20 protein-coding genes and 1 pseudogene are annotated in these 22,957 nt (G+C 68.3%); 10 read left to right on the top strand and 11 right to left on the bottom strand.

The window, feature by feature from the left end:
• Window positions 1–26: 26 nt before the first annotated feature.
• Complete coding sequence (locus tag DIE16_RS03310) at window positions 27–413, bottom strand: DUF350 domain-containing protein (RefSeq protein ID WP_014898735.1); 387 nt, start codon at window positions 411–413, stop codon at window positions 27–29.
• A 121-nt stretch (window positions 414–534) separates the two neighbouring features.
• On the opposite strand from DIE16_RS03310, the gene DIE16_RS03305 reads away from it, so the two are divergent.
• The 5 genes from DIE16_RS03305 (at window position 535) to DIE16_RS03285 (ending at window position 5,653) form a co-directional block, all read left to right on the top strand.
• On the top strand, window positions 535–2,049 hold the full coding sequence (locus DIE16_RS03305; protein WP_124485328.1) for a polyamine aminopropyltransferase: 1,515 nt from the start codon (window positions 535–537) through the stop codon (window positions 2,047–2,049).
• On the top strand, window positions 2,049–3,668 hold the full coding sequence (locus tag DIE16_RS03300) for an FAD-dependent oxidoreductase (RefSeq protein WP_124891778.1): 1,620 nt from the start codon (window positions 2,049–2,051) through the stop codon (window positions 3,666–3,668). Before DIE16_RS03305 ends, DIE16_RS03300 begins: the two co-directional genes overlap by 1 nt.
• 147 nt (window positions 3,669–3,815) lie before the next feature.
• Complete coding sequence (locus tag DIE16_RS03295) at window positions 3,816–4,577, top strand: N-acetylmuramoyl-L-alanine amidase (protein ID WP_124891777.1); 762 nt, start codon at window positions 3,816–3,818, stop codon at window positions 4,575–4,577.
• Between the two features lie 50 nt (window positions 4,578–4,627).
• The gene (locus DIE16_RS03290) at window positions 4,628–5,017 is read left to right on the top strand and encodes a lysozyme inhibitor LprI family protein (RefSeq protein WP_124891776.1); all 390 of its coding nucleotides are present in this window, start codon (window positions 4,628–4,630) and stop codon (window positions 5,015–5,017) included.
• Between the two features lie 108 nt (window positions 5,018–5,125).
• Window positions 5,126–5,653 (top strand): GNAT family N-acetyltransferase, encoded by a 528-nt coding sequence (locus DIE16_RS03285; RefSeq protein ID WP_124667361.1) that lies wholly within the window; start codon window positions 5,126–5,128, stop codon window positions 5,651–5,653.
• A 23-nt stretch (window positions 5,654–5,676) separates the two neighbouring features.
• On the opposite strand, the gene DIE16_RS03280 is transcribed toward DIE16_RS03285, so the two are convergent.
• From DIE16_RS03280 to DIE16_RS03270, 3 genes are all read right to left on the bottom strand, one after another.
• Window positions 5,677–7,023, bottom strand: coding sequence for a glutamine synthetase family protein (locus DIE16_RS03280; protein ID WP_124522423.1), 1,347 nt, complete (start codon window positions 7,021–7,023; stop codon window positions 5,677–5,679).
• 147 nt (window positions 7,024–7,170) lie between these two features.
• Window positions 7,171–7,728 carry a helix-turn-helix domain-containing protein gene (locus DIE16_RS03275; RefSeq protein WP_044847929.1) on the bottom strand — a complete coding sequence of 186 codons (558 nt, stop codon included), beginning with the start codon at window positions 7,726–7,728 and terminating at the stop codon, window positions 7,171–7,173.
• Between the two features lie 16 nt (window positions 7,729–7,744).
• Window positions 7,745–9,034: an FAD-binding oxidoreductase gene (locus tag DIE16_RS03270; protein WP_124891775.1), complete on the bottom strand. Its 1,290-nt coding sequence runs from the start codon at window positions 9,032–9,034 to the stop codon at window positions 7,745–7,747.
• A gap of 470 nt (window positions 9,035–9,504) precedes the next feature.
• On the opposite strand from DIE16_RS03270, the pseudogene DIE16_RS03265 reads away from it, so the two are divergent.
• A pseudogene (locus DIE16_RS03265) lies at window positions 9,505–9,774 on the top strand (DUF488 family protein); the annotation flags it as partial.
• Between the two features lie 239 nt (window positions 9,775–10,013).
• Window positions 10,014–10,751, top strand: a complete 738-nt coding sequence (locus DIE16_RS03260; RefSeq protein WP_124485404.1) for a sulfite exporter TauE/SafE family protein — start codon at window positions 10,014–10,016, stop codon at window positions 10,749–10,751.
• Window positions 10,752–10,936: 185 nt separating this feature from the next.
• On the opposite strand, the gene DIE16_RS03255 is transcribed toward DIE16_RS03260, so the two are convergent.
• From DIE16_RS03255 to DIE16_RS03235, 5 genes are all read right to left on the bottom strand, one after another.
• Window positions 10,937–11,515 carry an NnrU family protein gene (locus DIE16_RS03255; protein WP_044847924.1) on the bottom strand — a complete coding sequence of 193 codons (579 nt, stop codon included), beginning with the start codon at window positions 11,513–11,515 and terminating at the stop codon, window positions 10,937–10,939.
• A 299-nt stretch (window positions 11,516–11,814) separates the two neighbouring features.
• Window positions 11,815–12,342, bottom strand: a complete 528-nt coding sequence (locus DIE16_RS37415) for a TfoX/Sxy family protein (protein ID WP_124522429.1) — start codon at window positions 12,340–12,342, stop codon at window positions 11,815–11,817.
• On the bottom strand, window positions 12,339–13,448 hold the full coding sequence (locus tag DIE16_RS03245; protein WP_124522431.1) for a malate/lactate/ureidoglycolate dehydrogenase: 1,110 nt from the start codon (window positions 13,446–13,448) through the stop codon (window positions 12,339–12,341). The genes DIE16_RS37415 and DIE16_RS03245 overlap by 4 nt, the downstream gene beginning before the upstream one ends.
• Window positions 13,449–13,508: 60 nt before the next feature.
• A complete protein-coding gene (locus DIE16_RS03240; RefSeq protein WP_059506616.1) occupies window positions 13,509–14,963 on the bottom strand; it encodes a M20 family metallopeptidase in 1,455 nt (484 codons plus the stop codon).
• A 126-nt stretch (window positions 14,964–15,089) separates the two neighbouring features.
• Window positions 15,090–16,160 carry a nitronate monooxygenase family protein gene (locus tag DIE16_RS03235; protein WP_124891774.1) on the bottom strand — a complete coding sequence of 357 codons (1,071 nt, stop codon included), beginning with the start codon at window positions 16,158–16,160 and terminating at the stop codon, window positions 15,090–15,092.
• Between the two features lie 429 nt (window positions 16,161–16,589).
• Here DIE16_RS03235 and adiC point away from each other — a divergent pair, with 429 nt between their 5' ends.
• Both adiC and DIE16_RS03225 read left to right on the top strand, forming a co-directional pair.
• The gene (gene adiC / locus DIE16_RS03230; protein WP_124891773.1) at window positions 16,590–18,122 is read left to right on the top strand and encodes an arginine/agmatine antiporter; all 1,533 of its coding nucleotides are present in this window, start codon (window positions 16,590–16,592) and stop codon (window positions 18,120–18,122) included.
• A 3-nt stretch (window positions 18,123–18,125) separates the two neighbouring features.
• Window positions 18,126–20,474, top strand: a complete 2,349-nt coding sequence (locus DIE16_RS03225; protein WP_124485318.1) for an Orn/Lys/Arg decarboxylase N-terminal domain-containing protein — start codon at window positions 18,126–18,128, stop codon at window positions 20,472–20,474.
• A gap of 67 nt (window positions 20,475–20,541) precedes the next feature.
• On the opposite strand, the gene DIE16_RS03220 is transcribed toward DIE16_RS03225, so the two are convergent.
• On the bottom strand, window positions 20,542–21,285 hold the full coding sequence (locus DIE16_RS03220; RefSeq protein WP_044847917.1) for a hypothetical protein: 744 nt from the start codon (window positions 21,283–21,285) through the stop codon (window positions 20,542–20,544).
• A 149-nt stretch (window positions 21,286–21,434) separates the two neighbouring features.
• A complete protein-coding gene (gene ftrA / locus DIE16_RS03215; protein WP_124891772.1) occupies window positions 21,435–22,409 on the bottom strand; it encodes a transcriptional regulator FtrA in 975 nt (324 codons plus the stop codon).
• 111 nt (window positions 22,410–22,520) lie between these two features.
• On the opposite strand from ftrA, the gene DIE16_RS03210 reads away from it, so the two are divergent.
• Entirely contained in the window at window positions 22,521–22,940 is a 420-nt protein-coding gene (locus DIE16_RS03210) for a rhodanese-like domain-containing protein (RefSeq protein ID WP_124891771.1), read from the top strand.
• Window positions 22,941–22,957: the final 17 nt, after the last annotated feature.

Raw genomic sequence — 22,957 nt, 5'->3', positions numbered from 1 at the left:
GTCGGTCTCCCAGGACGCGTGGCGTGTCAGGTCAGGCAGGCGGCATTGATGATGCCGACGACGAGCGACGCGGTGCCCATCAGGCCACCCATCGCGACGTTGCGATCCTCGATCGCATGGTTCATGCCGGGAATCAGGCGGGTCAGCACCGCGTAGGTGACGAGCTGCACGGCCATTGCGCCGACGGCCCACAGCACGACTTCGCCGAGCGTCGAGTTGTGCGCGATGCTGGACGCGAGCGTCAGGCAGAAGCCGACCAGCGCGCCGCCGAACGACAGCGTCGCGGCCGCGTTGCCGTCGCGGATCAAGGCCAGTTCGTCGAACGGGGTGACCTTCAGGTACACTGCCGCGAACACGAAAAGCAGCACGAACGCCGACAGCAAATGAACCGCATAAAGATAGGCACTATTCATTCTTTTCCTCGGATTTTGTGCTCGGTTCGCCGCCCCGTCGCAGGCCGGCCCATGGCGGGCCACCCCACGAAAATCCGCGCCAGTATATCCACATTGACGAGCACTGCACAACGGATGCGCCATGCTGCATAAGCGCGCGCTCGTCCTGTCGATCCTCGTGCTCGCGTCGTGCGGGCTCGGCTACGAACTGATCAGCAGCGCGCTGTCGAGCTACCTGCTCGGCGATTCGATCCTGCAGTTCTCGTCGGTGATCGGCTGCTACCTGTTCGCGATGGGGATCGGCTCGTGGCTCGCGAAGTTCGTCGAGGACGACGACGTGCTCGACCGCTTCGTCGACATCGAGCTGCTCGTCGGCCTGCTCGGCGGCGTGTCGGCTGCGCTGCTGTTCGCGGTGTTCGCGTGGCTCGCCGCGCCGTTCCGCGCGGCGCTCTATGCGCTCGTGCTCGCGCTCGGCCTGCTGATCGGGATGGAGATCCCGCTCGTGATGCGCGCGTTCCAGCAGCGCCGCCAGGCGTTCCGCCATACCGTCAGCGAAGTGCTGACCTTCGACTATCTCGGCTCGCTCGCCGTGTCGCTGATCTTCCCGCTCGTGCTCGCGCCGCGTCTCGGCCTGTTGCGCACGAGCTTCCTGTTCGGGCTGCTGAACGCGTTCGTCGCGCTGTGGACCACGCACCTGTTCCGCGCCGAGATCCGCAACGTGCGCGGCAAGCTGATGCGCGCGTCGCTCGTGATCGGGCTGCTCGTCGCCGGCTTCGCGCTGTCGGACCGCATCACGCACTGGGCCGAGCACGGCGTGTACGGCGACGAGACCATCTATTCGGAAACGACGCCGTACCAGCGCATCGTGCTCACGCAGTGGCACGACGACATGCGGCTGTACCTGAACGGCAACCTGCAGTTCTCGTCGCGCGACGAGCATCGCTATCACGAGGCGCTGATCCATCCGACGATCGAGGCGCTGCCGTGGGCGAAGCGCGTGCTCGTGCTCGGCGGCGGCGACGGCCTCGCGGTGCGCGAACTGCTCAAGCACCGCAATCTCGAACGGATCACGCTCGTCGATCTCGACCCCGCGATGACGAAGCTGTTCTCGACTTCGGCGCCGCTCGTGAAGCTGAACCAGGGTTCGCTGAAGGACCCGCGCGTGCAGATGATCAACGACGATGCGGTGCGCTGGCTCGAATCGAACGCCGACGTGTATGACGCGATCGTCGTCGACTTCCCCGATCCGACCAACTTCGGGCTCGGCCGGCTGTATTCGGTGCCGGTGTTCCGGCTGCTCGCGCGCCACCTGTCCGAGAACGGCTATGCGGTGATCCAGTCGACGTCGCCGTACTTCGCGCCGCACGCGTACTGGACGATCATCGCGACGCTGCGCGAAGCCGGGCTCAACACCTGGCCGTACCACTGCTACGTGCCGTCGTTCGGCGACTGGGGGTTCGTGATCGCCGGCAAGCGTCGCGACTTCACCGTGCCGACACGCTATTCGGTGCCGACGCGCTGGCTCGACGCGCAGACGGCCGCCGAGATGTTCCACTTCCCGGCCGACATGCCGGCGCTGCCGATGTCGCCGAATGAACTCAACGACCAGCCGCTCGTGCGCCGCTTCGACGACGACTGGAAGCACGTGCTGCGCTGATGGATCGCCGCACGTTCCTCGTCGCGTCCGCGGCGGCGTCGCTCGCCGCGTGCGGCCGCACCGGCTGGATCGAGACGACGCCGCGCGTCGGCTACCCCGGCATGCGCGAAGGCCATGCGCTGCGCGACCACGCGGCGCTGCCGCCGCCGTCCGGCACGATCGAGACCGACGTCGCGGTCCTCGGCTCGGGCGCGGCCGGGTTGTCGTGCGCGTGGCAGCTCGCGCGCGCGGGACACACACGCTTCGTCGTGCTCGCCGGGCCCGAATTCGGCGGCAATGCGGCCGGCGGCCGCTTCGGCGAACTCGGCTATCCGAAGGGCGCGCACTACCTGCCGCTGCCGTCGCTCGAATCCGCACATCTGCGCGACATGCTCGCCGATCTCGGCGTGATCGAAGCGGCGCCGTTCTCCGCGCAACCCGCGTACGACGAACGCGCGCTCGTGCACGCCCCCGACGAACGGCTGTTCATCGGAGGCCAGTGGCAGGACGGCATCGTGCCGACGGCCGGCCTCGACGCCGATGCGCTCGCGCAGCAAACGCGCTTCTTCGCCTACACCGACAGCCTGCGCTCCGCGCGCGGCGCGGACGGCCGCAAGGTGTTCTGCATCCCGCTCGCGGAATCGTCGCGCGACCCGCGCTGGCGCGCGCTCGACCGGCGCTCGTTCAGGCAGTGGCTGCTCGACGAGGGCTACACCGCGACCGCGCTGCACTGGTACCTGAACTACTGCTGCCGCGACGACTACGGTGCGGGTTACGAGCACGTGTCCGCGTGGGCCGGCCTGCACTATTTCTCGTCGCGCGGCGGCCACGCGAGCGATGCGGGCGACGGCGCCGTGCTGACCTGGCCCGACGGGCTGCATACGATGGTGACGAAGCTGAGCGACTCGATCGCCGCGCGCACCGGCTCGAACGCGTGGTCGCGGCGCGGCTTCGCCGTTCGCGCGACCGAGCGCGCGGGCGGCGTCGACGTGCTGTGTGCGCGTGTCGGTGACGACGGCACGCTGTCGACGTTCATGCTGAAGGCGCGGCGCGTCGTCAGCGCCATGCCGCTGTTCGTCGCGGCTCGCGTGTTTCCGCAGTTGCGCGCGTACGGTTTCGATCCCACGCGCGACCTGCCGCCGCGCGCGCCGTGGCTCGTGTCCAATTTCCTGCTCGACGGGATGCCGGCCGAGGCGGCCGGCGTGCCGCTCGCGTGGGACAACGTCGTCTACGACGGCGCGGGGCTCGGCTATGTCGTGTCGACGCACCAGCTGATCCGGATGTCGCCGCCGACCCGCTCCGTGTTCTCCGCCTATCAGGCGTTGAGTACGCAAACGCCGGACGACACGCGCCGCTGGCTTGCCCAGGCAAAGCCCGATGCCTTGCGCGAACAGGCGGCGATCGACCTGCAGGCCGTCTACGGACGCGAACTGTGGAAGCATGCGACCGCGCTCGAGATCACCGTGCGCGGCCACGCGATGGCGACGCCCGATGTCGGCTTCCTGAGCCGGCCGGGGCTGCTCGCGCTGCGCGAGGCCGACGGCCCCGTCGTGTTCGCGCATGCGGACCTGTCCGGGCTGTCGCTGTTCGAGGAAGCATCGTACTGGGGCATGCTCGCGGCCCGGCGCGTGCTCGCCTGAGCGCCGGTTTCCGGCGCGCGCGACGCCGCGCATTCCGTCATTGCGGCGCCGCCGGCAACCGCTATAATCGCGCGACATTCCGACTGCATTGAGCAGGCCGACGGTGCGCGCCAGGCGACGCGCCGCATGCCCTCCTCGACAACAACAATGACAAACCGAACCCTTCGACGCCTTCGTCCGTTCGTGCGCGCCGCCGCGCGCCTGCTCGCATGCGGCCCGCTGCTCGGCGCGCCGCTCGCGCTGCATGCGGCCGATGCGGCAGGTCCGGACGCACAGCCGGCCTCCGGCCGCTACGTCGTCGTCGACACCGGCCATACGCCGGCCCACCCGGGTGCCACCGGCGCAAGCGGCCGCGTCGAATACCGGTACAACCTCGACCTGTCCACCGCCGTCGCGGAGACACTCGCCGCGCACGGCGATCGCGTGCTGCGCACGTCGGCCGACGGCCGCGAGATCGCGCTCGACCAGCGCTCGACGCAGGCGTCGGACGCAAATCTGTTCGTGTCGATCCATCACGATTCGATGCAGCAGCAGTTCATCGACGCGGGCCGGCAGCGCGAATTCCGCGGTTTCGCCGTGTTCGTGTCCGAGCGCAATCCGCACTACGCGGAAAGCCTGCGTTGCGCGAAAGCGATCGCCGAACGCCTGGTCGCGGCCGGCGAACGGCCGTCGCTGTATCACGCGCAGCCGATCAAGGGCGAGAACCGCCCGCTGATCGATCCGCAACTCGGCATCCACCGCTTCGACGATCTCGTCGTGCTGCGTACCGCGCCGATCCCGGCCGTTCTGGTCGAGGCGGGCGTGATCGTCAATCCCGACGAGGAAAAACGGCTCGCGCAGCGCGAGACGATCCAGCGCCTCGCCACCGCGATCGCGGGCGGGATCGACGCATGTACGGCGGCCAGGTAAAGGCGGCGCCGGTCGGTTTCAACAGTTTTCACCCAGTGAGGAGCACCACAATGATGAAGAAGAATCTGCTCGTATCCTGCACGCTGCTCGCGCTTGCCGTGCCGTTCTCCGCGCAGGCGGCCGGCTGCGGCAAACCGCGCAGCGCGTTCGACCAGGTGTACTGCAGCAGCAACGAGTTCTCGCAGGTCGACCGCGAACTGAACGACGAGTACGGCCGCGTGCGCAAGCAACTGAGCGGCGACCAGCAGGCGAAGCTGAAGACCGGCCAGCTCGCGTGGATGAAGCAGCGCGACGACCGCTGCAGCGAAACGCGCGACGACGGCTATCTCGTGAACCTGCAATGCGCGATCGACTTCACGCAATCGCGCCTGTCGTTCCTGCGCGAACGCGAGCGCGAATGCTCGAGCACGGGGTGCGTGACGGCGAAGCTCGGCGAGTAAGGACGGTGCAGGTGCGGCGCGACACCGCACCTGCATGCACGCCCGATTCACGGTGTTGAACGGGGCTGCTTCATCGTTGTATCCCGCAACCGGTCAAACCACGCACGCATGCCATCGAACACGACCACGATCGCCATCCGCGCAGCCACGCCGGCCGATGCCGCAGCCATCGCCGCGATCCACGTCGCATCGTGGCGGGCCACCTACGACGGCATCATGCCGGCGTCGTTCCTTGCAGGTTTGTCGGTCGAACAACGTACCGACTTCTGGCACCACGCGCTCGCGGCAGGCGAAGCGCGCGTCACGGTCGCATTCGACGCAGACGGCGTGACGGGCTGGGTCGCGTACGGCACGACGCGCGACGCCGACAAGGATCGCGCGTGGGGTGAAATCCACGCGATCTATCTGCATCCGCTGCATTGCGGCAAAGGAATCGGCACGGCGCTGGTCCGGCATGCTTGCCGGTCGCTGCACGACGGGGGGCATGCATGGGTGTCGCTCTGGGCAATCGTCGAGAACCGCCGCGCGCGAGCGTTCTACGAACGTGAAGGCTTCGTCGCCGAAAGCGACATCAAGACGTTCGACATCGACGGGACGTCGATCGACGAAGTGCGCTACTGGCGCGCACTTCCATAGTCCGCGCCGGTCGGCGCAGCACGTCAAAGAAACCACCGATACTCGCGCGCCCCGATCTCGTTGCGAAAATCCAGTTCCTCCTGCCGCTTGTTCTCGCAATACACCATCACGAATTCACTGCCGAGCCCGTCGCGCACGGCCACGTGATCCTGCATCGCCGCGACGGCCGACAGCATCTCCTTCGGGAAATCGATCCCGCTGCCGCGATCGTCGTTGAGCGGCGCGATCGGCTCGATCCGTGCGTCGAGCCCGTGCTCCATCCCGGACAGGATCGCCGCGAGCACCAGGTACGGATTCGCGTCCGCGCTCGCGAGCCGATGCTCGATGCGCAGATTGCGCGCATCCGATTCCGGAATCCGGATGCACGCGTCGCGATCCTCGAAGCCCCAGCTTGCACGGCTCGCCGCATTCACCATCGAGCCGTAGCGGCGGAACGCATTGTGGTTCGGCGCGAATACCGGCATGCAGTGCGGCAGCAGCGCGAGGCAGCCGGCCACCGCATGCCGCAGCGGCCGCTGCGCGTCCGCTGCGAGCAGGTTGCGGCCCGCGTCGTCATACAGGCTCACGTGCACGTGCATCCCGCTGCCCGGCGCATGCAGGTACGGCTTGCCCATGAAGCTCGCACGATAGCCGTGCTGCAGCGCGACGCCGCGCGTGCTGCGGCAGAACAGCGCCGACCAGTCGGCCGCGCGCAGCGCGTCGTCGGTATGGCCGAAGTTGATCTCGAACTGGCCGGGCCCGAGCTCGGCCGTGATCACCGTCGCGTCGACGCCCTGCTCGCGCGCGGCCTCGACCATCTCGTGCAGCACATCGGAAAACCGCGACAGGCGTTCGATGTGCATGTTCGGCTGGTCGTCGCGGTCGTCGCTCAAGCGGTCGCGCGGATACTGCGGCAGCCCGTCCGCGAGTTGCGCGGCGAACAGGTAGAACTCGAGCTCGAACGCGACGACCGGCCGGATGCCGCGCGCCGCGAACCGCCGCAGCACGCGCGCCAGCACCTCGCGCGGCTCGAACTCGATCGGCGCGTCCGTGCCGTCGGAGCTGATCAGCATCTGCGCGAGCGGCTGCCGCTCCCAGCGCACCGGCTTCAGCGTGCCGGGAATCAGGCGGCGCGGCGCGTCGGGGTCGCCGTCGTTGAAGCAGTAATCGCCGATCTTGTAGAGGCCGCCCTGCGTGCCGAGCAGCACGCAGTTCTGCGGCAGCTTCAGCAGCGAGCCCGACGCGACCTTCTCGAGCGCATCGATCGGATAACGCTTGCCGTAGAAATGGCCCGGCAGGTCGAGACAGATCAGGTCGACATAACGGATCTCGGGATGCGCCTGCCGGAATGCGCGGACTTCATCGACCAGCACGGGAACGACGTCTGCCATGTCTCATCCTTTCCATGTCTTGTATGACGGTGCCGCAGCGCGGCGAACCGGACTCATCGGCATGCGGCACGCCCCATACCCGATGTCGATCAGTACTGCAAACCAGCAGCACGGCGCGACGATCCGCCGGACCGCCCGCCGGCGAACTCAGGTGAACACCCAGATCACGCGCGCCGGCGCGTCGCCCAGGTTCGCGTAACGAAACCGCTTGTGCGCGGGAAGCTGGAATGCGTCGTTCGGGCCGAGCGTGACGGGCGTGTCGTCGCCGTCGATCCAGATCGTCAGCTCGCCTTCGAGCACGAAGCCGCCCTGCTCGTCGCTGTCGTCGACGGAGCGCTCGCCGCTGCTCGCGCCGGGCGCGAGATGGCTCTCGAGGATCGAGAAGCGCGAGCGCATGTTCGGCGACACGAGGATGTCCGTGATGCCGGCCGCGTAATACACGGTGCGCCGCTCGTCGGGCCGCGTGACCCACGGCACGCTGCGCGGCTTGCTCAGGCTGTAGAAATACGTGGTCGGCACGCCGAGCGCCTCGCCGATCGCGGTGAGATCCGCGACCGTCGGGCGCGACAGCCCGCGCTCGACCTGCGACAGAAAGCCGACCGAGCGGCCGATCCGTTCCGCGAGATCGTTGAGCGTGACCTTGCGATGCTTGCGCAGGTCGCGGATCAGGATCGCCAGACTTTCTATCTCTTCCTGTTCGTTCATGATGAGTTCCGGTACGTCAGACGGTATCGCGCAAACGGTACCAGGCCTTGCCGATCGCTTCCAGCGGCGCGGCGAGGCGGTCGCCGCCGGGAAAGCGCGGGTTGCGGATGCGCTGGTACTGCGCGAGCAGGTGATCGTCGCCGAGCACGGCATCGGCGACCGCGCGCGCGCCGGCGAGCGTCGGCAGCACGCCGTGCCCCGAGAAGCCCTGCAGCCAGAAGCGCTGGCCGCGGCGGCCGATGTCGGGCGTGCGGCGCATGCTGATGTCGATGTGACCGCCCCACACGTAGTCGAGCGGCACGCCGGCCAGTTGCGGGAACACGCGTTCGAGATGCGGGCGCGTCGCGGCCGCGATGTCGGCCGGAATCCCGCCGAGATACGTGCAGCCGCCGCCGAACAGCAGACGGTTGTCGGGGCTCAGGCGGAAGTAGTCGGGCACGAACTGGTTGTCGATCACACAGCTGTTCTGCGGCAGCAGCGAGCGGGCGACGTCCGCCGAAAGCGGCGCGGTCGCGACCTGGTAGGTGCCGACCGGCAGCAACCGGCGCGACAGCTCGGGATCGAGCCGGTCGACGTACGCGTTGCACGCGAGCACCAGCACGTCCGCGCGCACTTCGCCGTGCGCGGTGCGTGCGACGTGACCGCCGGCCGTCTCGCGACAGTCGAGCACGCGGCTTTGCTCGAAGATGCGGCCGCCGGCCCGTTCGATCGTCTGCGCAAGACCGAGCGCGAGCTTCAGCGGATTCAGATGGCCGGCCTCGGGATCGTAGAGCGCGGCGAGATAGCGCGCGCTGCCGATCCATTCGGGCATCTCGTCCTGCCCGATCACGCGCAGCCGGTCGTAGCCCCAGCGCTGCGCGGCTTCGTCGCGGGCCTGTGCGAGCAACGCAACGCGACGCGGCCGCACCGCGGCCCACAGGCTGCCGGGCCGATAGTCGATGTCGAAGCCGTGCCGCGCGGGCAGTTCGCGCACTTCGGCCGCGGCCCAGCGCATGCTGTCCCACAGCATGCGCGCGCCGTCGCGGCCGAGCGAATCCTCGAGCGGCTGCATGTCGCACGACCAGCCGAGCAGCGCCTGTCCGCCGTTGCGGCCCGATGCGGCCCACGCGACGCGGCTCGCTTCGAGCACCACCACGCGCTTGCCCGCGAGCGCCAGGCGCAACGCCGTGTGCAGCCCGCTGAAGCCCGCGCCGACGACCAGCACGTCGGCGTCGATGCGTTCGTCCAGTTCGGGACGCCGCGGGATCGGCGCCGGGCAGGTGCCGGCGTAGTAGCTTGCGACGTGACGGTCGGACTGCACGAACATGCGGGCTCCCGTGAAATTTCAGTCGACTAATTTCATGAAAAATTAGCACGTCAATTTCACGGAGGCAAGCGGGAGGATGGGATTAGTCCGGTGAACTAAAGTTGCGCTCTTTTCAAGTGATTTCCACTGGATTTAACAATTGGCAGCAATCGCGCCACTTTGCTTGGTCAAAGCTGGTCACGCGCGCCTAGACTCACGAGCACCATTCAAGTTGACCGACACGAATCGAACGGTTGTTCACGTTGAATCGATCCGTTCCTCACCGACGCCCGAAGCCGCTGCACGAGATGCGAAATCGCCAACGTTACAGAAGTCGAGCAACTCTAGTTCGTTAGGCATTATTGATCCAACTTTACTTCCAGAAATTTAGAAGTAAATGCATGCTCTGGGGTCACCGTACTGCCCGCAAACCCGGTCTCCACGGGCATCCTCCATAACTAGAGAAAGAGCGACTCTAGTTTCTCGGGCTGAGCGGGCCTCGACAGCTGATCGCGCAAGGGCACCGGCAGCGCTGCGCGATCATGTGCTCGGAAGCCGTGTGGTGGCGCTGTCATCGACGCATCGTGTCCGACTACCTGATCGCGCGCGGCGAAACGGTGCTGCACATCATGGGCAAGAACCGCGTGGAGCCCGCGCGTCTTACTGCCGGCGCGGTGATCCGGGACGACGGCACGATCGTCTATCCGGACGTCGAAGGCGATGCGCCAGCGGAAACAGCCGACACGCAGCCGAACGCGTGACGCGACACCGGTCGGGTGCGTGACGGTGTGACGGTGTGACGGTGTGACGGCGTAGCGGCGTAGCGGCGAAACGCGAAACGGCGCGAAAGCATCACGCCCGACGCAACGCCCACGTCGATCAGCCGCGCCCCCTGCAACGCCGCGCGCCGGCCCCGCTTTGCGCCGCCGCGATCCTGCATTACCATCGGGCGTCCGCCGCGCGTACCCGCGCGCCCCGCCACTTCTCCGCTTCCGCATCCATGCTCGCCCTCATCATCGTCGCCGGCCTGTGGGCCGGCCTGCAAAACGCCCTCGCGGGCGGCGGCTCGTTCGTCACGCTGCCCGCGCTGATCGTGTCGGGAATGTCGCCGCTCGCGGCGAACATCACGTCGACGGTCGCGCTGTTTCCCGGCCAGGTCACGACGGGCTGGGCCAGCCGGAACATGGTGCGCGGCGCGGGCAAGCTGTCGTTTCGCGCGCTGTTCGCGATCAGCGTGGTCGGCGGCGCACTCGGCGGCCTGCTGCTGCTGAAAACCCCGTCGTCGATCTTCTCGCACCTCGTGCCGTGGCTCGTGCTGTTCGCGACGGTCGTGTTCGCATGGGGCAGCTTCTTCCGCAAGACCGGCGCCGGCACGCAGCATGTCGGCCCCGTCACGGCCGCGATCTCGCAGTTCCTGATCGCGATCTACGGCGGCTACTTCGGCGGCGGCATCGGCTTCCTGATGATGGCCGCGCTGACGATGGCCGGCCTGTCGCCACGTCACGCGATGTCGACCAAGAACGCACTCGCGGGCGTGATGAACGCGTCGGCGGTCGTGCTGTTCCTGACCTCACCGCACCTCCACTGGCAGGCGGCGATCGCGCTCGGCGGCGGCGCGATCGTCGGCGGCCTGCTCGGCGCGTGGGCGCTGCACCGCGTGAACGAGCGCGTGCTGCGGATTGCGATCGTCTGCATCGGCGCCGCGCTGACCGTGGGGCTGTTCGTCAAGCCGATCTGACGCGCGCGCCCCGATCGCGCCGACGGCACGCATCCCGTCGGTCGCGACGAACTCGCCATCGCTCGGCAGGCGCCCCGTGCGCCGAGCGATGGCGGGCAATGCGCCCGCCTCGATGTCGCGGCGGATTCGCGGGCGCGGCGGGCGGCCTGCGCGCCCCGCTCGTCAATGCTTGCAGGCGCGCGCGTTCAACCGAACGGCCGCACGCCGATCAGCGGGCCGTGCAGGAACCAAGCGAAGACGGCCCATACGACGAGCCCGGCGACGATCGTCACGGCATCGCCCGACAGGCTGCCGGCCGGATAGCGGACGCCGTTGCGGCGATCGCGCGCGCGCCACACGACGAAATCGACCAGCGACCACACGAAGAATGCGCCGAACAGCACGACCGCGTGCAGCGTGCCGTTCGCGAGCAGGTGCGCGATCGCCCATACCATCACGCCGGCCACCATCGGATGGCCGACGAGCGTCTTGATGCGGTTGCGCGGCACGTAGGACGCGGCAATCAGCACGAACGCGATCGCGGTCAGCATGCCGGTGAGATGGCGAACGCCGACGGGCGACACCCACAGCAGCGTCCCGCCCTGGCGCGCGATCCCGTAACCCCAGATGATCAGCACGAAGCCGACGATCGACGCGATCGCATAGGGGCCCTTCCAGCGTTTCTCGCCGATCCGCTCGATGGTCGCGGATCGCCAGCCGTCCGCGACGATCCGAATCGAATGCACACCGAGGAAGATCGCTAAACCGAGAATCAGGACGAGCATCGGTTGTCTCCGTCTGGAACGATGAGTGGGGAATCATTCGCGCGGCTTTCGATGCGCCGTTCGCGAGGCCGGCGACACGGCCGGCGCGGGTCGCGCCAGACGCGGACGCGATCCGCGCCGATCATAAACGCCGTAGCCGCCGTTGTGAAGCATGACGCACGCACGGTTCGGCAAGGTTGATGCTTTCGTACATCCCGTGCGGTTGGCAGGAATCTGGCGCATCTCCCCACGCTTCGCGAGTCGCAAACTCAGGACAACGTAAATCGTCGCGCAGCGACGATGGGCGGCCGGCGCTACGGTTACTTGCGCTTCGCCACGGATTTCGTGGCCCGTTTCGAAACAGGTTTCGGCGCCGCTTTCGCGGAAGGTTTCGCGGACGCTTTCGCAGCCGGCTTCACACTCCGTTTCTCAGCCGGCGTTGACGCCGCTGCCGTCTTCGGCTCCGCAGGCGGCTTCGGCGCCGCCTTCCCCTTCGCCTTGCGCTTCGGCGCCCCCGCCAGCAACGCCGCCCGATACGCGCCGCGGCACCAGTCGAACAGCGCGCCCGCATCCTCCAGCACGTCGGCCGGCGTTTCGTAATAACCCTCGAGCGCAACGGTGCGCGTAGGGCGCTCATACGAGAACGGCCCCATCCCTGCCGCCACGAACGCGGGACGGTTCACGTCGTCGACGCGCAGGAACAGCGACCCGCGCGACATGAAGCCGAACATCACGCCGTCGAGCCGCATCGCGGCGCCGCTGAAGAACCGCGCGACCTCTACCTTGCCGAGCGGCGCGAGCCGGTACGCGATCTCCTCGCCGTGCGCCTTCTCCGATTGCCAGCTCATGCGGGCTCCGTGCAGCGCCGTGTCCACACGTCGAGTTCCGCGTCGTCGAAGCCGACGGCCGCCGCGCTCTCGCGGATCTGCCGCCACGTCGCGCGATCGACCGGAATGCCGTCCACGCCGCGTGCGGCGCGGCTCGCCTCCTCCGGCTCGCCGGGCATCCGCACCGGCGCATCGCCCGCCTGCGGCGACGCCTTCGCCCATTCGACGAACGCATCGGCTTCGCGCTGCGCATCGGCCGCATCGAACGCGTCAGGATCGATCAGCACCGACAGCATCCCGTTGACGATCGCGCTCGTCTTCTGCAGCGTGTCGCCGTAGGTCGTATGCCCGCCGACCAGCGCGCCGCCGAAGATCTCGCACATCGCGGCCAGCGCATACCCCTTGTGCAGCCCGAACGGCAGCAGCGCGCCGAACGGCTGCTCGTGCATGACGGCCGGATCGTCGGTCGGCTGGCCGCGATGATCGATCAGCGACCCGGCCGGCACGCGCTTGCCCTGGTTGTACGCGACCCGCGTCTTGCCGTAAGCGATCGCGCTCGTCGCGAAATCGAGCAGCAGCGGCGGCCGCCCCGCGCGCGGATACGCGGCGCAGAACGGATTCGTGCCGAAGCGCGCATCGGTGCCGTGCAGCGGCGCGACGAGCAAGTCGCCCGGCACGTTGACGAAATGGAACGACACGAGCCCCGAGCGCGCGCACTGCTCGGCCCAGTGCCCGATGCGGCCGAGGTGATGGACGTCGCGCAGCCCGATCGCGCAGATGCCCATGCGTCGCGCGCGCTCGATGCCTTCGACCATCGCCTCGAATGCGATCACCTGGCCGAAGCCGCGTCCGCCGTCGATGGTGAGCACCGCGCCGCCGTCGCGGACGATCGACGCGTGCCCGTTCAACTGCAACTGCCCTTCCCGCCACGACGCGACGTAGTTCGGGATCATCCCGATCCCGTGCGAATCGTGCCCGGCCAGATTCGCGCCGACCAGGTGATCGGCGACGAGCCGCGCCTCGCGCTCGCTGCTGCCGACCCGCTCCCAGAGTGCCGCGACGAACGCGTGCAGCGGTTCGGCGCGCATGCGCAGCGGGTCGGTATCGGGGGTCGGCAGCGCGGTCATCGGCAAGGCTCCGTCAGGTCGGGTTGGATCCGGTCGGGTCGGGACAGACGGCGCGAACGCTCAGCGCGCGGACGCGATCACGTCCGCCACCGCCGCGGTCAGCTTCTTCGCGTACGGCACGTGCAGGAACTCGTTCGGGCCGTGCGCATTCGACTTCGGCCCGAGCACGCCGCACACCATGAACTGCGCGGACGGGAAGCCGGCCTGCAGCACGTTCATCAGCGGGATCGTGCCGCCGAGGCCCATGTACGCGCAGTCCGCGCCGAAGTGGCGGCGCGACGCGGCGTCGAGCGACGACGCGAGCCACGGCGCGAGATCCGGCGCGCTCCAGCCGGTCGCGGCGCCCGCATCCGGCTTGAACGTGACCTTCGCGTTGTACGGCGGATCGAGTTCGAGCAGTTCCTTCAGTTGCTGCACGGCCTGAGCGGCATCGACCAGCGGCGGCAGGCGCAGCGACAGCTTGAACGCGGTGCGCGGACGCAGCACGTTGCCCGCGTCGGCGAGCGCCGGCAGGCCGGCCGCGCCCGTCACCGACAGCGACGGACGCCACGTCGAGTTCAACAGCGCCTCGCGCGGATCGGTGGTGGTCGGCAGCACCGGCTTGCCGTCCGCGCCGCATGCCCACGGCAGCCCCTTCCACACGGCGTCGCCGAGGATCGCGGCGGCCGCGTCGGCCTCGCGCACGCGGCTGTCGGGAATCTCGCAATGGAACACGCCCGGCAGCAGGTTGCCGTTCTTCGCGTCTTCCAGGCGCTCGAACAGCTGGCGCATCACGCGGAAGCTCGACGGCGCGATGCCGCCGAACACGCCCGAGTGAACACCCTCCTCGAGCACCTCGACCTGCAGGTCGCCGGACACCAGCCCGCGCAGCGACGTCGTGAGCCACATCTGGTCGTAGTTGCCGGCGCCCGAATCGAGGCACACGACGAGCGACACCTGGCCGAGCCGGTCGCGCAGCGCATCGACGTACGGCAGCAGGTCGTAGCTGCCCGACTCCTCGCAGGTCTCGATCAGGCCGACGCAGCGCGGGCGTTCGACGCCCTGCTCGTCGAGCGCGCCGAGCGCGGCGAGGCTCGCGTAGATCGCGTAGCCGTCGTCCGCGCCGCCGCGGCCGTACAGCTTGCCGTTCTCGAACTTCGGCGTCCACGGGCCGAGGTCCGCGCGCCAGCCGTCGAATTCGGGCTGCTTGTCGAGGTGGCCGTACAGCAGGATCGTGTCGGTGCTGCCCGAGCGGGTTGCGGGGGTTTCGAAGAAGATCACCGGCGTGCGGCCGGGCAAGCGCACGATCTCGAGCTTCAGGCCTTTCACCGGCTGGCGTTCGGCCCACTGCGCGGCATCGGTGACGACCCGTTCGAGATAGCCGCGCTTCGCCCAGTCGGGGTCGAAGGCGGGGCTCTTCGCGGGAATCGCGATGTAGTCGGTCAGTGCGTGGAGGATTTCATCGTTCCACTTGCGCTCGACGAAGGTAACGAGCTTGTCATGGTCGAGGACGGGGGTAGTGTCGACGGAGGTCATGGTGGGGTGCCTGGATAGGGCTGACGAAAAACCGGATGATACGCCGATGCCCCCGCCCCGGGGCGCTTTCCGTGCCGTATTCGGGGCCCGTTCGGGCCCGTTTCCCGCAGCGCGTCGCGCACCCGCTCAAACGGCCTGCGGGAATGCGTCGCACAACCCCGCCGCGCACGCGATCGCGTCGTCCCACAGCCGCCGGGTCAGCACCCCGGCATCCTCTTCCCGCGCGAGTGCCGCGGCCTCGCCCGACCACAGCAGCGAGAAATCGTCGCGCCCCTGCCGCTCGAACGCGACGCGCAGCGGATCGACTGCCGCCGTCGCGAGCGGGAACGCGGGCGCAAGCGCGCTCATCGGCCCCTGCTCGCGCATGAAGCGCGTCAGCAGGCCGCGTCCGGGGCGGCCCGTGTAGAGGTTGGTCACGCGCGTGCCGTCGTCGCGTGCGGCCCGCAGCGCCGCGCGGTGCTGCGTCGAGCGGCCGGCTTGCGGCGTCAGCAGGTAGCCGGTGCCGATCTGCACCGCGCGTGCGCCGAGCGCGAACGCGGCCGCGATGCCGCGGCCATCGGCGATCGCGCCGGCGGCGATCACCGGCGCGCGCACCGCGTCGACGAGCTGCGGCAGCAGCGCGAACAGGCCCGGCTGCGCGTGGATGTCGTCGGTCAGGAACATCCCGCGATGCCCGCCCGCCTCGGCGCCCTGCGCGACGATCGCATCGACGCCGCGCGCATCGAGCCAGCGCGCTTCCTCGACGGTCGTCGCGGACGAGACGACCAACGCGCCCGTGCGCCGCACCCGTTCGAGCAGCGCTTCATCCGGCAAACCGAAATGGAAGCTCACGACGGCCGGGCGCAGTTCCTCGACGACCGCGCACATCGCGTCGTCGAACGGCGCCCGACCGGGGCCGCCCTTCACGGCGGCCGGATCGAGCCCGGCTTCCGCGTAGTAGCCGGCCAGCGCCGCGCGCCAGCGCGCGTCGACCTCGGCATCGGGCGCGGGCGGCGCATGACAGAAGAAGTTGACGTTGAACGGCGCCGGCGTGTGCGCGTGGATCGCCGCGATCTCGTCGCGCAACTGCTGCGGGCCGAGCGCCGCGCATGCGAGCGAGCCGAGCCCGCCCGCCTCGCAGACCGCAATCGTCAGCGGGCTCAGGGAACCGACCATCGGAGCCTGGATCAGCGGCAGGCGGGAAGGCAGCATCGTCATCGGAATCACCGTTCGGTAGAAATAATCAATGGCGTGGGCGAGCGCATTTCGAGCGCTCGATAATAACCGACTAATTCAATCAGGGTTTTCCGACTCATTCAGCCCGCAAATTGAATTAACCGGTTCGGCAAAAATCGATTATCCGTTCAACCTGACCCGCATCTCACCTTCACCCCTGAACCACCGTCCGGACGGCCAAGACAGGCCATTCGCCCCGGTGCAGCCACCGTCATCCGCACCAAAGCGTTTCACTCTTTTCAATGATCGACATCAATATTCAAGATATTAAATTTTATCGCTTACCCTTATTCAAACCTAATTAAGATATAAGATGCTGTCGTTCAATAAAACGACGATCCATTCCGGAATCGTCGACCGGCGCCGGGCCGCGCCACCTCAACCGCATCACGACCATTCAAGGAGCCTCGCATGTCCGATGCCAGCTCGTCCTCCTCCCGTTCCGCCGCCGCGCCAGCCGCGACCGCCGCGCCGAAAATCGGCGTCATCCCCGCCACGCTGATGGTCGCGGGCAACATGATGGGCTCCGGCGTCTTCATGCTGCCCGCGAACCTCGCCGCCACCGGCGGCATCGCGATCTTCGGCTGGCTGATCACCGTGGTCGGCGCCGTGTCGCTCGCGCTGGTGTTCGCGAAGCTCGCGGCGATCGACCCGGCCGCCGGCGGCCCGTATGCGTATGCGCGCAAGGCCTTCGGCCCGTACATCGGCTACCAGACCAACCTGATCTACTGGCTCGCGAACGTGCTCGGCAACGTCGGCCTCGCGGTCGCCGGCCTCGGCTATCTCACGCACTTCTTCCCGGTCCTGCACGACCCGCTCGTGTTCGCGCTCGCGCAGATCTTCGTGATCTGGCTGTTCACCTACGCGAACATCCTGGGGCCGAACGTGGTCGGCCGCGTGCAGTCGGTCACGACGATCTTCGCGCTCGTGCCGATCCTCGGGATGGCCGTGTTCGGCTGGTTCTGGTTCAGCAAGGACGTGTACTTCGCCGGCTGGAACGTGTCGGGCGCGAGCAGCTTCAGCGCGATCGGCGCGACGCTGAACTTCACGCTGTGGGCGTTCATCGGCGTCGAGAGCGCGTCGGTGTCGGCCGGCGTCGTCGAGAACCCGTCGCGCAACGTGCCGATCGCGACCGTCGGCGGCGTCGTGCTCGCGGCCGTCTGCTACGTGCTCAGCTCGACCGTGATCATGGGGATGATCCCGAACAAGGCGCTGCTCGCGTCGAGCGCGCCGTTCGCGGATGCCGCGCGCCTCGCGCTCGGCGACACCGCCGCGAACGCGGTCGCGATCTGCGCGGCGCTCGGCTGCCTCGGCTCGCTCGCGGGCTGGACGCTGCTGGTCGGCCAGACCGCGAAGGCCGCGGCCGACGACGGCCTGTTCGCCGGCGTGTTCGCCCGCGTCAACTCGAAGAACGTGCCGTCGGCCGGCCTCGCGATCGTCGCGGTCATCATGTCGGTGCAGGTGCTCGCGACGATGTCGCCGAGCGCGAGCGAGCAGTTCGGCAAGATCGCGTCGATCGCCGTGATCATGACGCTGCTGCCGTACATCTACTCGTGCATCGCGATCAAGGTGCTCGGCTACGGCAAGATGCCATCGCACCAGTTCACCTTCTACACGATCGTCGGCCTGATCGGCGCCGTCTACGCGCTGTGGGCGATGGTCGGCTCCGACGGCCAGCAGACGCGCTGGTCGCTGATCTTCGTGATCGCGACGATCGTGTTCTACGAGCTGTCGATCAACCGCCAGCGCGAAATCGAGGAAACCCATGTCCATCCGGGCGGCCGCTCGCCGCGCTGGGTGCGCTACCTCGCGCTCGGCGTGACCATCGTCGCGCTCGTCGCGGCCTTCTGGATCTCCGTCGGCCAACACGAGGCCGCCCGCCTTCACGCACGCTCACCGGCCGCCACAGCAGGCATCCCGGCAACTCAACAAACGGGGGAATGACCCATGACCGCTTCCTTGACCCAACCGGCGTTCCGCCGCCTCGGCATGAAGGCGCTGCTCGTGCAGCACGACATCGACGAACGCACGGCCACCGGACGCGCGGCCACCGCGCTCGTCGAAGAATTGCGCACGCGGCTCGTCGACGTCGTGATCGCAACCTCAGCCGAAGACGCACGCGCGGTGGTCGACGCCGATCCCGCGATCCAGTGCCTGCTGCTCAACTGGGAGCTCGGCAACGATCCCGGCCATGCGCCCGCGCAGGCCGTGCTCGACGCGATGCGTGCGCGCAATGCGACGGTGCCGGTGTTCCTGCTCGCGAGCCGCGCGAGCGCGGCGGCGATTCCCGTCGACGCGATGCGCAAGGCCGACGACTTCATCTGGATGCTGGAGGACACGACCGCATTCATCGGCGGGCGGATCGTCGCCGCGATCGAACGCTACCGCGAAACCGTGCTGCCGCCGATGTTCCGCGCGCTCGCGCAGTTCTCGCGCGTGTACGAATACTCGTGGCACACGCCGGGCCACACGGGCGGCACCGCGTTCCTGAAATCGCCGGTCGGCCGCGCGTACTTCGAATTCTTCGGCGAAGCGCTGTTCCGCTCGGACCTGTCGATCTCGGTCGGCGAACTCGGCTCGCTGCTCGACCACTCGGGCCCGATCGGCGAAAGCGAACGCTACGCGGCGCGCGTGTTCGGTGCGCACCGCACGTATCACGTGACGAACGGCTCGTCGATGTCGAACCGCGTGATCCTGATGGCGAGCGTCACGCGCAACCAGGTCGCGCTGTGCGATCGCAACTGCCACAAGTCGGCCGAGCATGCGATGACGATGTCGGGCGCGATTCCGACCTACCTGATTCCGTCGCGCAACCATTACGGGATCATCGGGCCGATCATGCCGGAACGGCTCACGGCCGCCGCCGTGCGTCTCGCGATCGACGCGAACCCGCTCGTGCGCGGCCGCGACGGCATCGACCCGACGCCCGTGCATGCGCTGATCACGAACTCGACGTACGACGGCCTCTGCTACAACGTCACGCGCATCGAGGAACTGCTCGGCCAGAGCGTCGACCGGTTGCATTTCGACGAGGCATGGTACGGCTACGCGCGCTTCAACCCGATCTACCGCGATCGCCACGCGATGCACGGCGATCCGTCGCAACACGACGCGAGCAAGCCGACCGTGTTCGCGACACAGTCGACGCACAAGCTGCTCGCCGCGCTGTCGCAGGCGTCGTTCATCCATGTCCGCAACGGCCGCAACCCGATCGAGCACGCGCGCTTCAACGAGGCGTACATGATGCATGCATCGACGTCGCCGAACTACGCGATCATCGCGTCGAACGACGTGAGCGCCGCGATGATGGACGGCCCCGGCGGCGAGGCGCTGACCACCGACGCGATCCGCGAGGCCGTGTCGTTCCGCCGGATGCTCGCGCGGCTGCATGCGGAATGCGAGGAGAACGACGACTGGTTCTTCAACGGCTGGCAGCCGGACACCGTGGTCGATCGCAAGACGGGCCGGCGCGTGCGCTTCCATGAAGCGGACGAAACGCTGCTCGCCACCGATCCGTCATGCTGGGTACTGCATCCGGGCGACACATGGCACGGCTTCGGCGAGATCGAGGACGATTACTGCATGCTCGATCCGATCAAGGTGTCGATCGTCACGCCTGGCGTCGCGCCGCACGGCGGGCTGATGCCGGTCGGCATTCCGGCGTCGGTCGTCACCGCGTACCTGGACCGGCACGGGATCGTCGTCGAGAAGACGACCGACTTCACGATCCTGTTCCTGTTCTCGCTCGGCGTGACGAAGGGCAAGTGGGGCACGCTCGTCAACACGCTGCTCGACTTCAAGCGCGACTACGATGCGAACGCGCCGCTCGAGCAGGCGCTCCCGGAACTCGTCGCGCGCTATCCGGACCGCTACGGCACGCTCGGCCTGCGCGATCTGTGCGACCTGATGTTCAGCGCGATGAGCGACCTGAAGACGACCGAGATGATGTCGCGCGGCTTCTCGACGCTGCCGCAGCCCGACTTCAGCCCGGCCGAGGCGTACGAGCATCTCGTGCACAACGACATCGAGATGCTGGAACTCGCCGAGATGGCGGGCCGCACCGTCGCGACGGGCGTGGTGCCCTATCCGCCCGGCATTCCGCTGCTGATGCCCGGCGAGAACGCGGGGCCGGCCGACGGCCCGCTGCTCGGTTACCTGAAGGCGCTCGAGCAGTACGACCTGCGCTTCCCCGGCTTCACGCACGACACGCATGGCGTCGAAGTCGAGGACGGCGTGTACCGGATCGCGTGCATCAAGCAAACCGCGCGCGATACCCGCAATACCAACACGCGCTGAGCATGCGCGCCGCGACGCCGCGCCGGCAGGATGCGGCAGGCGTCGCGACGCGCGATGAACCGGCCGGTCATGCCGGCAACTGATTAACCCACGCGGCAAGCTGCGCTTCGCCTTCTTCGTCGAGCTTGCCCTTCAGTTCCCCGTACCACGGCGCGATCGCGTCGGCCGGCTGCGTGGCCTTCAGGATCTCGAGACTGTTCTCGAGGAACGACGAAAAGAACGGAATGCCGCGCATGTAGAGGAAGGTCGAATCGGTGATCCGCACGTGGCCGTACACGTCGCGCACCCACGCGAGATGCGGCAGCGCCTCGCGCAGGTGGCCGCCTTGCATCAGCGCCGAAATGAAGTTCACGCGCGCCGCGACGTCGGACTGCTCGTGCGTGTCGTGATTGACCTCGGCGGCCTTCTGCATCCACGCTTCGCCGCGCTCCACTTCGTCGCACATCACCGACGTCGTCGCGAGTTGCACCGCGTTGTGCGCGCTCGGCTCATGGTCGAACAGCGCGAGCCAGTACGGAAACGCTTCCGGGTAACGCTTCATCGCCGAGTATGAAAGCGCGCAGAGGCGCGCCGCATCGGCCAGCCGCTCCGCGTGCGGCGCGGCGGCCGCGATCGCGGCCTCGTGCCGGCCGGCCTGGAATGCCCTCAGCGCGGGCGCGAGTTCCGGCGCGATGTCGGGGCCGCCTTGTTCGTTCGTATCGTCGGATCCTTCCGTTGCTTCCGACGCTCCGCCTGCGTCGTGCGCGGAACGCGCGGGCGCTGCCGCTTCGTCACGCGTTTTCTTTCCGAACAGCTTGCCCAGCAGGCCCATGATGATTGTCCTTGTCGTTGTCGTTGCGAGCGGGAATGGCGGCGCCGCATCTACGGTCGCCGCACGGCGATCGCCATCTTACGCGTGCTCGAAGTCGACAAGAAGCAAACGACGGACTGATTCCGCCGCGGCGCGGAAAGACGCACCACTCACGCGTCCGTGGACCTCACGCCGCGATCCATCCCGCGCCGGTACGCAGCCGGGCTCGTCGCCGCGACGCGCCGGAAATGCCGGCGCAACGACTCCTCGGAACCGAACCCCGCGCGCGCGGCAATCTGTGCGAGCGACAGCCCGGGATGCGCTTCGAGCATGTCCTTCGCGACGTTCACGCGCTCGCGGGTCAGCCACGCGAGCGGCGACATCCCGGTTGCATCCGCGAACTGCCGCTGCAGCGTGCGCGTGCTCATCGCGGCCTGCGCGGCCAGCGACGCGAGCGTGTGCGGCTCGGCCGCGTGCGCGCGCATCCAGTCGATCAGCTTAGCGAGCCGGTCGCTGCCGCCCGGCGCGACCGGGCGCGGCACGAACTGCGCCTGGCCGCCGTCGCGATGCGGCGGCAGCACGAGGCGCTGCGCGACGCGGTTCGCGATCGCGCCGCCGTGATCGCGGCGCACGAGATGCAGCAGCATGTCGAGCCCCGCCGCCGAGCCGGCCGACGTGACGATCTGCCCTTCGTCGACATACAGCGCGTCGGGATTCACGCGCAGCGCCGGATAGCGCGCCTGCAGGCGCTCGGCGTAGCGCCAGTGCGTGGTCACGGTAAGCCCGTCGAGCACGCCGGCCGCCGCGAGCACGAACACGCCCGAGCAGATCGAACAGAGCCGCGCGCCGCGGCGATGCGCGGCACGCAGCTTCTTCAGCAGCGGCTCCGGCGGCAGCTCGTCCGGATCGCGCCAGCCGGGAATCACGATGGTGTCCGCGCGATCGAGCATCGCGAGCCGGTACGGCGCGGCGACCGTGATGCCGCCCGCCGCGCGCACGGGCCCGGGCTCGCTCGCGCAGACCGCGAAGCGATACCAGTCGACGCCGAGTTCCGGGCGTTCGAGCGCGAACAGTTCGACCACGCAGCCGAACTCGAAGGTGCAGAGGCGATCGTAGGCGAGCGCGACGACGAGATGATTGTGCATGGCGCGATGTTACCGGAACTTGTCGATCGCGCCACTGCCGCGACGGCCGCCGAACCGCGATACTGCCCTTCATTCCGGCGCATTCCGCGCCGTCCTTCAGGAGCGCCTTTCATGTCATACGTCACCGACGTCCCCGCCGCCGACAGCGCCGCCGCCCTTGCGCACTTCGAAGCATCGCTGCGCTTCGAGACCGATTGCTGGGACGTACACGATGCGCTTGCGTCCGGCGCGCCGGATTTCGTGCTGCTCGACGTCCGGGGGCCGGAGCAGTTTGCCGCCGGCCACGTGCCCGGCGCGCGCAACCTGCCGCACCGCAAGATCGTCGCCGGCAAGCTCGCCGACCATCCGGCCGGCACGCTGTTCGTCGTCTACTGCGCGGGCCCGCACTGCAACGGCGCCGCGCGCGCGGCGATCCGGCTCGCGCGCCTCGGCCGACCGGTGAAGCTGATGATTGGCGGCGTCACGGGCTGGCTCGACGAAGGTTTCGCGTTGAGCAACGAAGTGCAGCCTGAGGGCGTCGCCATGCGCTGATCGTTATTGAAAACGCA

The organism is Burkholderia sp. Bp9090 (assembly GCF_003857985.1).
Classification (GTDB): domain Bacteria; phylum Pseudomonadota; class Gammaproteobacteria; order Burkholderiales; family Burkholderiaceae; genus Burkholderia.
The sequence above is the reverse complement of the archived record's forward strand: the minus strand, read 5'-3'. Positions and strand labels throughout refer to the sequence as shown.

Excerpts from the sequence above, each read along its gene's own strand:
- DIE16_RS03290 (WP_124891776.1), top strand. The coding sequence starts at position 4,628 with ATGATGAAGAAGAATCTGCTCGTATCCTGCACGCTGCTCGCGCTTGCC.
- DIE16_RS37415 (WP_124522429.1), bottom strand. The coding sequence starts at position 12,342 with ATGAGCTGGCAATCGGAGAAGGCGCACGGCGAGGAGATCGCGTACCGG.
- DIE16_RS03255 (WP_044847924.1), bottom strand. The coding sequence starts at position 11,515 with ATGCTCGTCCTGATTCTCGGTTTAGCGATCTTCCTCGGTGTGCATTCG.
- DIE16_RS03305 (WP_124485328.1), top strand. The coding sequence starts at position 535 with ATGCTGCATAAGCGCGCGCTCGTCCTGTCGATCCTCGTGCTCGCGTCG.
- DIE16_RS03260 (WP_124485404.1), top strand. The coding sequence starts at position 10,014 with ATGCTCGCCCTCATCATCGTCGCCGGCCTGTGGGCCGGCCTGCAAAAC.
- DIE16_RS03310 (WP_014898735.1), bottom strand. The coding sequence starts at position 413 with ATGAATAGTGCCTATCTTTATGCGGTTCATTTGCTGTCGGCGTTCGTG.
- DIE16_RS03225 (WP_124485318.1), top strand. The coding sequence starts at position 18,126 with ATGACCGCTTCCTTGACCCAACCGGCGTTCCGCCGCCTCGGCATGAAG.
- ftrA (WP_124891772.1), bottom strand. The coding sequence starts at position 22,409 with ATGCACAATCATCTCGTCGTCGCGCTCGCCTACGATCGCCTCTGCACC.
- DIE16_RS03220 (WP_044847917.1), bottom strand. The coding sequence starts at position 21,285 with ATGGGCCTGCTGGGCAAGCTGTTCGGAAAGAAAACGCGTGACGAAGCG.
- DIE16_RS03300 (WP_124891778.1), top strand. The coding sequence starts at position 2,049 with ATGGATCGCCGCACGTTCCTCGTCGCGTCCGCGGCGGCGTCGCTCGCC.
- DIE16_RS03285 (WP_124667361.1), top strand. The coding sequence starts at position 5,126 with ATGCCATCGAACACGACCACGATCGCCATCCGCGCAGCCACGCCGGCC.
- DIE16_RS03245 (WP_124522431.1), bottom strand. The coding sequence starts at position 13,448 with ATGACCGCGCTGCCGACCCCCGATACCGACCCGCTGCGCATGCGCGCC.
- DIE16_RS03235 (WP_124891774.1), bottom strand. The coding sequence starts at position 16,160 with ATGACGATGCTGCCTTCCCGCCTGCCGCTGATCCAGGCTCCGATGGTC.
- DIE16_RS03275 (WP_044847929.1), bottom strand. The coding sequence starts at position 7,728 with ATGAACGAACAGGAAGAGATAGAAAGTCTGGCGATCCTGATCCGCGAC.
- DIE16_RS03240 (WP_059506616.1), bottom strand. The coding sequence starts at position 14,963 with ATGACCTCCGTCGACACTACCCCCGTCCTCGACCATGACAAGCTCGTT.
- DIE16_RS03270 (WP_124891775.1), bottom strand. The coding sequence starts at position 9,034 with ATGTTCGTGCAGTCCGACCGTCACGTCGCAAGCTACTACGCCGGCACC.
- DIE16_RS03295 (WP_124891777.1), top strand. The coding sequence starts at position 3,816 with ATGACAAACCGAACCCTTCGACGCCTTCGTCCGTTCGTGCGCGCCGCC.
- adiC (WP_124891773.1), top strand. The coding sequence starts at position 16,590 with ATGTCCGATGCCAGCTCGTCCTCCTCCCGTTCCGCCGCCGCGCCAGCC.
- DIE16_RS03280 (WP_124522423.1), bottom strand. The coding sequence starts at position 7,023 with ATGGCAGACGTCGTTCCCGTGCTGGTCGATGAAGTCCGCGCATTCCGG.
- DIE16_RS03210 (WP_124891771.1), top strand. The coding sequence starts at position 22,521 with ATGTCATACGTCACCGACGTCCCCGCCGCCGACAGCGCCGCCGCCCTT.